Genomic DNA, 9,505 nt, shown 5'->3' on the forward strand with positions numbered 1-9,505 from the left:
TGGGATCGGAGATGAGTAAAAGAGACAGTTACCGTACTTAAAAAGCGAGGCAGAAGGATTTTACATGAGATTAAAGTTTGGAAAATTGATACAGGCCTTGTAACCGGCCCAGCTGATCGCATTATATTATTATCTTGCAGTTACTGTGGCCGTTATATTGCTGAGTTTGCCGGCGGCCCATAAACCGGGGGCGGATTGGACGTTTATTGATGCGCTTTTTACAGCTGTCAGTTCAGTCAGCGTAACGGGGCTGACGGTAGTTGATACAGCTGATACATTCAGCACAATAGGGATTTTTATATTAGCATTTGTTCTGCAATTTGGCGGAATCGGAATTATGACGCTCGGAACGTTCATTTGGCTGATCATGGGAAAACGAATCGGGCTGAAAGAACGGAAGCTGATTATGGTTGATCAAAACCAATCCCAGTTTTCAGGAATTGTCAATCTGATGAAGCAGGTACTGTTTCTGATCTTGTGGATTGAATTTTTTGGCGGGCTGATTCTCGGCACATATTTCTTAACCTACTATGACTCCTATCAGGAAGCTTATTTACACGGATTTTTTGCCAGTATCAGTGCAACGACAAACGGCGGATTTGATATTACCGGTAATTCGATGATTCCATTTCGCCACGATTACTTTGTGCAGTTTATTACAATGCTTTTAATTATATTTGGAGCGATTGGATTTCCCGTGCTTGTTGAAGTAAAGGATTTCCTGTTTTCAAAGCATCGGCGTTATCCATTTACGCTTTTTACAAAGATCACGACGATTACGTTCGGCTCACTTGTCTTGTTTGGAGCCATTGGCATCTTTGCCCTGGAAGCAAACCATGCGTTCGCAGGAAAATCATGGCATGATATTTTGTTTTTGTCCCTGTTTCAATCAACGGCAACCCGAAGCGGGGGACTGGCAACAATCGATATCAGCCAATTATCAGATTCCACACTCTTTTTTATTTGTGCGCTGATGTTTATCGGAGCGTCGCCAAGCTCAGTCGGGGGAGGCATACGGACAACGACTTTTGCTTTGAACCTTCTTGCGCTGTTTCATTTTGCCCGCGGCAATAAGGCCGTAAAGGTATTCAAACGGGAGCTTCACCCTGCTGACTTGATGAAGTCGCTTGTTGTCACGATGATGGCGATCCTGCTCGTTTTTGGCGCGACACTCATTCTGACCATTACAGAAAAACATTCCCTGCTGGAGCTTTTGTTTGAAGTGTGCTCGGCATTCGGTACAACCGGCCTGTCGCTTGGAATTACGGCAGATTTGAGCAGTGTTGGAAAATGCGTCATTATGATTGTCATGTTTATCGGGCGAATCGGCATCCTAACCTTCCTGTATCTGATCGGAAGAAAGGAAATTGAAGCGAACTATCACTATCCGAAAGAAAGAGTGATTATCGGATAGGCAAAACACCGCATACTTTGCGGTGTTTTTTGATTGCCAAAAAAAAGATGTGTGCCTCCTGTTCAGTTGGAGAACCTAACTTCGACAGGTGCAATTTACGCTCCTGCATCTTAAAATGTCTGAAAACTGGCGAGGAGGATTCGTATGAAGCGTAAAGCTGAAGTGAATGAAGCCATTAAAAATAACAATACACCTACCGAGAGCATGGACCCCAATTCATATAAGACACAATATCATGACGACCCCAATTTTAGAGGGGCAAACCGCAATTCCAAACAGGGCCAGCAGGGAGGCATGTAGTTGTGAAGAAAAACCGTCATAGCAGAGACATGCAAAATCATAAAAAGCCTATGAATAAAAAGGTGCTGGAGGAAGAGTTCTCAAGTGAACTTGGGGATTACAATGCCGGGAAGATCATCGAAACGCTGGAAGTCACCAAGCCTGAAAAGAAAAAAGAAAAAAACAAAAATAAAAAACACCAATAAAAAAGACCTCTTAGGCGGCGTCCGCTTAAGAGGTGCTTTTCTATTTTAAATAAGCATTTTTGCCCGTTCCTCTGACAAATTGCAATAAGCTGGTCATCCTCAGCTCAATGAAGGGCTGAGCGACTGTCTTAACAAAGTTGCTGGAGAGGACTGATGTCAGGGCTGCTGTTAAAAGCAAGAGGATCACTAAGCTTTGATAGTCAGTAAGCCAATCCTCAAGCCCGACCTGTCGTAATGTCTTAATAATAAACCCGTGAAGCAGATACACGTAAAATGTCCGGGTTCCCCATTTGGTAAAGAAATACCGTTTTTGCGGAACAAGCGCTAAAAAGCTGAAGGTTGCCCCAAAGGCGAGTACATACCAGCCGATTCGGGATAGTCCGCTTACCAGGGTAACGTCTCCAAATGAAGAATACGGTTTTGAACCAAACAGAAAAGAATAGTCAAAATCGATGCCCCAGCAGATGACGAATACTGCGGCAAGCACTCCGAGCGCAATTTGTTTGCCGCGTTTTGATCTCAATAAATCAAAATGATGTTTATTTAAATAAAAACCGACAAGGAACATCGGTAAGAATACGAATGTCCGTGACAAGCTCAGCGTGCTGCTGACAAAGTCCAGATAACCGATCAGCACGGCGATTCCGCAGCTGACAAACAGCGCCCACTGCTTTGAAAGCTTTGAAAAAGGATATAGGAGCAGGTTCCAAAAGAATAAGCTTACAAGAAACCATAACGACCATTGCGGATCAATCGGGTTCACATTTGCCATGCTTTCATCTTGCATAATGTAATAAAAGACGGAATAAATGATTTGGAAAATCAAATACGGAATAATCAGCTTGACCGCCAGCTTTTTTACATATCCCGCCCGTTTAAAGCCTTTCGCGAAATAACCGGATACAAGAATAAATGCAGGCATATGGAATGTGTAAATGAACTTGTAGAGGTAGAGCATAAAATGATTATCATTAATAAAGGAACGAAGGATATGACCGAATACAACAAGGAATATCAATAAAAATTTTGCGTTATCGAAATAACTGTCCCGCGATTTACTCATAGCATCACCTTCTCTTTCATCAGTCACTAAGAGATTATTCCCTGCTGGTACATATTTTAAAATAAAAGATGAAAAAGGAATCTAAAAAAATGCTGATTGTTAGGTCGATGTAAAGTGACGGTAAGGATCGTAGAAAATGTCTTCGTAATGTAATGGCGCTGAAATTTTCTGAAATTTATAGGGCAAATGAAGGAAGTTCCCGCATTTTGTAGAAATATTGAGGGATAGGTTTTGAAGAAGGAGTGTACATGCATGGAAACTCTTGGTGTCCAGACAAACTCGGAGCTGCGAGAGGAACTGAATCGCCTCAAAGAAGAAAACGCGCGACTGAAAAAGGAATTGAATCAGCATCAAGTGATTGTCAACAATACGCTCGATGCTATTTTTATTTGTGATAACGAAATGCGGATTGTTCAGGCAAATGAAGCAACAGAAAGGATGTTTCAAGTTGACTCGGAAGATTTGAAAAAGCGTTCTGTTTTGGATTTTTTGTTTTCAATCCCAAAGGATGAACTGAATCTTTCCGTAAAGAAGTTTTTTAAAAAAGGCTTTCTGTGGAAGGAGGTTCCGATCAGGCTTGATTGCGGGGCAACAAAATACATAGAGTTTCTGGCCAAAAGAGGCATTGGTGAGGATTTCTTTTTTGTTGTCATGAGGGACATATCTTCTAAGAAGATTCTGGAGCGGGAATTCTCTATGAATGAACAGCTTTTTAAGGACTTGTTTGACAGAGCAGTTGACGGAATCGTCCTGTTTGATAAAGATGGCGGTTTTATTGATGCCAATTTGTCCTTTTGTAAAAGCTTTGAAATCAATCATAATGAGCTGTCTCATTTATCTTTGTATGAGTTCATAGACAGCGGCTCACGAAAAGATTTCGACAATATCTGGAAGGCGCTCAACCGCAAGGGAAAAGCGAAGGGGGAGCTGCCTGTCAAGCTTCGTTCAGGAGTTCAAAAACTATTTGAATTCACGATTACATCAAACATCATCAGCGGTTTTTATATGTCCATTATGAGGGATATCACAGAGAAGCGGTCTATGGAGCTGCAGCTCTTTAAAAGTGAGGAGCGCTTCAGAGAAATCTTTGAAAATGCAATGGACGCCATCATCATCTGGTCGAATGACGGAAGAATCGTAAAAGCGAATCAATCAGCCTGTAAAATTTTTGAGCTGCCGATGAATTTGCTGTTGAAAAGAAAGCTGTGTGATTTTCTCGTTGACTCGCAGCAGAAATACAGCATAACGAAAAGGAAATACGCAAAATACGGAGAGATCAGAGAAGAGCTGCTGTTTCAAATGGGGAACGGGCAATTCAAAGAGCTTGAATTTACTTCAAAACGGACAATCCTTGAAAATCAGCATTTGACGATCTTAAGAAATGTAAGCGATAGAAAGCGGATGGAAAAGGAGCTTCGGGAAAGCGAGCTGAAATTCAGAAAAGTGTTCAACGGCTCAATGGACGGCAATGTATTGTTCGACAATCAATACAGGATCATCGACGCCAACCCATTAGCAAGCCATATTTTGGGCCTGTCACATGAAGAGATAAAACAGCACAGCCTGTTAGACATTATTTCTGCTTATGAAATAGAAAATCTGGCATCACCGGCAAGGCAGATTAATTTTGATGAAATGGACAACGAAATTCCATTTTTGCTGAGCAGCGGTGATAACAGAAAACTCGAATTCTCATTTAAACGGAATATTATTCAAAATATGAACTTGGCTATCTTTAAAGACGTAACAGAGCGAAAAGAATTGGAGGAACGCCTGCGCAAATCAGATACCCTTCATGTTGTCGGCGAACTTGCAGCCGGCATTGCTCATGAAATCAGAAATCCGATGACTGCTCTTAAAGGCTTCATTCAGCTTCTGAAAGGGAGTGTCGAGGGAGACTACGCCCTTTACTTCAACGTGATCACCTCAGAACTAAAGCGCATCGAATCCATCATCACCGAATTCTTGATTTTAGCTAAGCCCCAGGCCATTATGTATGAGGAAAAACATGTTACCCAAATTATGAGGGACACGATAGACCTTCTAAATGCGCAAGCCAATCTCAGCAATGTACAAATGCAACTTGATTTAATTGACGACATTCCCCCGATTTACTGTGAACCGAATCAGCTGAAACAGGTTTTTATCAATATATTAAAAAACGCCATCGAAGTGATGCCTGACGGCGGAAATATTTTTGTAACGATAAAGGCATTGGATCAAGATCATGTTCTTATCTCCTTAAAAGACGAGGGAATCGGAATGACAGAAGATAAATTAAAGCGCCTTGGTGAACCATTTTATACGACAAAGGAACGGGGAACTGGACTTGGGCTTATGGTAAGCTATAAAATTATTGAAGAACATCAAGGCGAGATTATGGTAGAAAGTGAAGAAGGGAAGGGCACCGTTTTCCATATTACGCTTCCTGTCAGACAGAATGCTGAAGAAAGAAGGAATGATGAATGAACTACTATACGACAGCCGAAACGCCGCTCGGTGAACTTATCATTGCCGAAGAGGAGGACCGGATCACTCGTCTATTTCTCAGTCAGGAAGATTGGGTGGATTGGAAAGAAACGGTTCAGAATACTGAGCACAAGGAAACACCTAATCTTGCAGAAGCGAAACAACAGCTTCAAGAATATTTCGCAGGCGAAAGAAAGACATTCTCCCTGCCGCTCAGCCAAAAGGGCACTCCTTTTCAGCAAAAAGTGTGGCAGGCGCTGAAGAGGATTCCATATGGCGAATCCCGAAGCTATGCGGATATTGCCGCTGCGGTCGGCAGTCCGAAAGCGGTGCGCGCTGTCGGACAGGCTAATAAACGTAACGACCTGCCGATTTTTGTCCCGTGCCACAGAGTGATCGGCAAAAACAGTGCGTTAACAGGATACGCCGGAAGCAAAACGGAGCTCAAAGCATTTTTGCTAAACATCGAGCGAATCTCCTATAAAGAAAAATAAAACATATGGCACGTTCCCTTTTTTTCACGGCCGACATATCATTTTATTAAGTTAAAAAAGTTGGTCTGATGAAAAAGGAGGACAAAGCAATTGAAGCCGAGCCGCTCTGAGAAACTTGCCGTTTTTGCCGAACTGTTTGTGAAACTGCATATCTTATCAAGCGCTCAAAAAGATGAAATCATCAATGTTAACAAAAAGAAACAAAAAAACCGCTGACTCGGCTCCAAATGAGCAAAGTCCAGCGGTTTTTTAATGCACCTTTTCTCCTCTAAACAGCTGTTCAATCTCTTCTTCATAGTTTCCGGTCATAATCCCTTTTTCTGTGATGATTCCTGAAATGAGATCATGAGGTGTAATGTCGAAAGCGGGATTAAAGACAGGCACATTGGATGGAGCGGTCCGAACTCCGGAAATCTGCCTGACTTCCTCGGGATCCCGTTCCTCTATCGGGATATCAGCGCCGCATTTGACCTTTGTATCAAATGTAGATAAAGGTGCGGCGACAAAAAACGGTATATCAAAGGCGTTTGCTAAAATGGCAAGACCGTATGTGCCGATTTTATTTGCCGTATCACCGTTCTTTGCAATTCGGTCGGCTCCGACGATAACAGCGGAAATTTGTTTTTCCTTCATCGTATGGGCGGCCATGCTGTCTGTGATCAGAGTGACATCAATGCCCCCCTGCATCAGCTCCCAAGCAGTAAGGCGTGAACCTTGCAGGACAGGCCTTGTTTCACAGGCATAAATGTGCAATCCCAAATCTTTTTGTTTGGCCAAGTAAAACGGAGCTAGCGCCGTTCCATAGCGGCTTGTCGCGATTGAGCCGGCATTGCAGATTGTCATGATCCTGTCGCCTTTTTTGAAAAGCTGCAGGGCGTTTTGGCCGATCAACCGGCACGTTTCCTCATCCTCGACCTGAATCTGAATTGCTTCATGGACAAGGTTTGTTTTTGCTTCATTTACGGAAATCGCGTTTTCGACCGAATGACTCAGTCTCTCAAGCGCCCATGACAAATTAATGGCGGTAGGCCGTGAGCTGTTTAAATAATGTTTGATGTCTTCCAGTCTGCGGCGGAATTCCGTGACATTATCTGTTTCAATGTTTTTGGCAGCAAGCGCCAGCCCGAAGGCAGCCGTAATGCCGATCGCCGGAGCGCCCCTTACTTTGAGCGTGACAATCGCATCAAATACATCCTCTTTCGTCGTCAGCTCCAAATATTCCGTCTCATCAGGAAGCTTTTGCTGATTTAAAATGGTAATAGCTGTTTCTTTCCATTCAACAGAACGTGGAACAGCAAATGAATGGGTCATGAATGGATCATTCCTTTACAAGTAACTTAAATAATTCAATAACATCTGTTATCGTTTTGAATTCCGAACGTTTTTCGATAAAGGCTGTGCCGGTTTCGAGCGCCAGGCGTTTTCTGCCAATTCGTTTATCAAACGGCACGATCGTATCCAGGTCAGCTACGTGGGCAAGGCCGATCGTGCGTCGTATCAGCTCACAGCCCGCAAATCCGATTGCTTCTTCAAAAATATGGCTGAGCGTATCAGTGAGGTAACCGTCGATGTTGGCGTAAACATCCAGACTGTCCTTCTGCCAGGCTTCACTAAACGTCTCTTCAAACGTTTCCCAGACCTGGTTGACATGTTCATATAACGGCTCTCTGTCAGCCCCGTCACGGCTGAGTGCGTTCAAAAATAAGTTGGCGATAAATTGCCCTACATCAAAGCCGATCGGTCCGTAAAAAGCAAACTCAGGATCAATCACCTTTGTTTCGTGCTCACTTGCGAAAATGCTTCCTGTATGCAAATCACCATGAATCAACGTTTCTGCAGACGTTAAAAATGACTTTTTCAGCTTAGCGGCTTCGATTTTAACGCTGTCATTATTCCAAAGCTTTTCGACAAAAGGACGAAGCTCTTCTTCAAAATCATTTGTGTCATGGTCGAAGAAAGGATCTGTAAAAACAAGTCTTTCCGTAATGTCGCATAGCTCTGGATTTGTAAACTGTTTAACAAGCTGTTTTTTCACCTTAGGTTCAAGCGCGTAATCTGATGAGTAGAAAAGTGTTTTTCCTAAAAATTCACCGATGTGCTGCGACAGATGAGGATAGTTTTCACCCTCAATGAGTCCTTTTCTTGCGATCTTGAGGTGAGAGAGATCCTCCATGACGGTAACGGCCATTTCCGTATCAGAATAAAACACTCTTGGAACCAGGTGAGGCACATGCTCGCCCTGACGGATGAGAGCGCTGCTTTCGATTCTTGCACGGTCGATTGTCAGCGGCCAGCTTTCTCCCACCACTTTTGCATACGGAACCGCCTGTTTAATGATCAATGCTCTGTCATGTTCTTGATCATAAATATGAAAAACGTAATTTAAGTTGCCGTCTCCGATCTCCTGGCATGTCAGCGTGCTTTTGCTTGGAAATAGGCCAAGCTTCACCGCCAACGCCACAGCGGAGCTTTCATTTAACGTTTCGTATAAAGGTGTTTTTGTGACTCCCATCATCATAACCTCCAATTATGTAATCACTTAATATGTAGCCGTAAAAAAGCCTCCTTCTCAGAGAGAAGGAGGCTTAACATCTATGTCCGCCTCTCTTATCTCTCAGATCAGATCTGAATGGAATTAGCACCGTGCCTTAAGAGACCAGCGTCTCGGCGCGAAAAAGATGCGCCCCATTTCACAATGGAATTACGGTCGGTTGCTGTTGGGGTCAAAAGGCCAAATCCCTCGCCCAACTCTCGATAAGAGAATATATTCACTTGTTTGACAATTCTAATTTATCAGTTGATGAACATGGTAACAGGTAATTTAGTTAGTTGTCAATATATTTTTTAATATAAATCTTTTCTGATATCATTGAAAACAGGAATGCTCTCCCGAACTTCTGCGCTTTCTTGAAGGTCGATTTCCGCTCGGACTATGCCTTCTTCCCGGCTGCCTTCAGCAAGTACACGCCCCCATGGATCAATAATCAGGCTATGTCCTGCAAATTCATTATCCGGATTTGAACCGGTACAATTGCAGGCAGCGACAAAGCATTGGTTTTCAATGGCCCGCGCAATAAGCAGGCTTTTCCAATGATCAAGGCGGGGAAGAGGCCATTCCGCAGAAATAAACAGCACGTTGGCGCCTTTTGTCGTATGTTTTCTGATCCATTCCGGAAAACGGATATCGTAACAGATCAATCCTGAGCTTTTGACGCCGTCAAGCTCAAAGTATCCGTCTTCGGAACCGGCTGATAAATACAGATGCTCATCCATCAGCTGAAAAAGATGGGCTTTTCTGTACTCTTTAATGATTTGCCCTTCCTTATCCGCGATGTACATTGTATTATAAACATCAGAATTCTTCCTGGCAGCGACCGATCCGGCGACAATATGAACACCATGTTTTTTTGCCGTTTTCTTCAGCCAGCTCTGAGCGGAGCGGCCGTCTTCGTCAGCGAGTTCATCAAGATTGGCCAGATCATATCCGGTCGTCCATAATTCAGGCAGAACAAGAACATCAGCATGTTTGCTTTCTTTTTCGATGAAAAATTCAGCCTTTTTTATATTTTCCGAAGGTTTG

At 43.2% G+C, this 9,505-nt stretch carries 10 protein-coding genes and 1 riboswitch; of the genes, 6 read left to right on the forward strand and 4 right to left on the reverse strand.

Annotation, left to right across the window (positions count from 1 at the left end):
- Positions 1-112 precede the first annotated feature (112 nt).
- From ktrD to RAC86_RS30010, 3 genes are all read left to right on the forward strand, one after another.
- Positions 113-1,414: a Ktr system potassium transporter KtrD gene (ktrD, locus tag RAC86_RS30000; RefSeq protein WP_377886353.1), complete on the forward strand. Its 1,302-nt coding sequence runs from the start codon at positions 113-115 to the stop codon at positions 1,412-1,414.
- Between the two features lie 144 nt (positions 1,415-1,558).
- Positions 1,559-1,714, forward strand: coding sequence for a hypothetical protein (locus tag RAC86_RS30005; RefSeq protein ID WP_003232510.1), 156 nt, complete (start codon positions 1,559-1,561; stop codon positions 1,712-1,714).
- 2 nt (positions 1,715-1,716) lie between these two features.
- On the forward strand, positions 1,717-1,899 hold the full coding sequence (locus RAC86_RS30010) for a hypothetical protein (protein ID WP_048655226.1): 183 nt from the start codon (positions 1,717-1,719) through the stop codon (positions 1,897-1,899).
- Positions 1,900-1,939: 40 nt separating this feature from the next.
- Here the strand turns inward: RAC86_RS30010 and RAC86_RS30015 are convergent, their stop codons facing one another.
- On the reverse strand, positions 1,940-2,962 hold the full coding sequence (locus tag RAC86_RS30015) for an acyltransferase family protein (protein WP_003245573.1): 1,023 nt from the start codon (positions 2,960-2,962) through the stop codon (positions 1,940-1,942).
- Between the two features lie 252 nt (positions 2,963-3,214).
- Between RAC86_RS30015 and kinE the strand changes: the two genes are divergently transcribed.
- From kinE to RAC86_RS30030, 3 genes are all read left to right on the forward strand, one after another.
- Positions 3,215-5,431 (forward strand): sporulation two-component system sensor histidine kinase KinE, encoded by a 2,217-nt coding sequence (kinE, locus tag RAC86_RS30020; RefSeq protein WP_229762405.1) that lies wholly within the window; start codon positions 3,215-3,217, stop codon positions 5,429-5,431.
- Positions 5,428-5,925 carry a methylated-DNA--protein-cysteine methyltransferase gene (gene ogt / locus RAC86_RS30025; protein WP_377886350.1) on the forward strand — a complete coding sequence of 166 codons (498 nt, stop codon included), beginning with the start codon at positions 5,428-5,430 and terminating at the stop codon, positions 5,923-5,925. Before kinE ends, ogt begins: the two co-directional genes overlap by 4 nt.
- A gap of 90 nt (positions 5,926-6,015) precedes the next feature.
- Complete coding sequence (locus RAC86_RS30030) at positions 6,016-6,141, forward strand: hypothetical protein (protein WP_003232500.1); 126 nt, start codon at positions 6,016-6,018, stop codon at positions 6,139-6,141.
- Between the two features lie 33 nt (positions 6,142-6,174).
- On the opposite strand, the gene mtnA is transcribed toward RAC86_RS30030, so the two are convergent.
- The 3 genes from mtnA to RAC86_RS30045 form a co-directional block, all read right to left on the reverse strand.
- Positions 6,175-7,236, reverse strand: coding sequence for an S-methyl-5-thioribose-1-phosphate isomerase (mtnA, locus tag RAC86_RS30035; protein WP_377886351.1), 1,062 nt, complete (start codon positions 7,234-7,236; stop codon positions 6,175-6,177).
- 7 nt (positions 7,237-7,243) lie between these two features.
- A complete protein-coding gene (gene mtnK / locus RAC86_RS30040) occupies positions 7,244-8,437 on the reverse strand; it encodes an S-methyl-5-thioribose kinase (RefSeq protein WP_003244973.1) in 1,194 nt (397 codons plus the stop codon).
- A gap of 92 nt (positions 8,438-8,529) precedes the next feature.
- Positions 8,530-8,686: riboswitch (SAM riboswitch) on the reverse strand.
- Between the two features lie 83 nt (positions 8,687-8,769).
- Positions 8,770-9,505, reverse strand: a 736-nt coding sequence (locus tag RAC86_RS30045) for a carbon-nitrogen family hydrolase (RefSeq protein ID WP_377886352.1), incomplete at its 5' end; no start/stop codon positions are given.

Source organism: Bacillus sp. LR_5, from assembly GCF_042709275.1.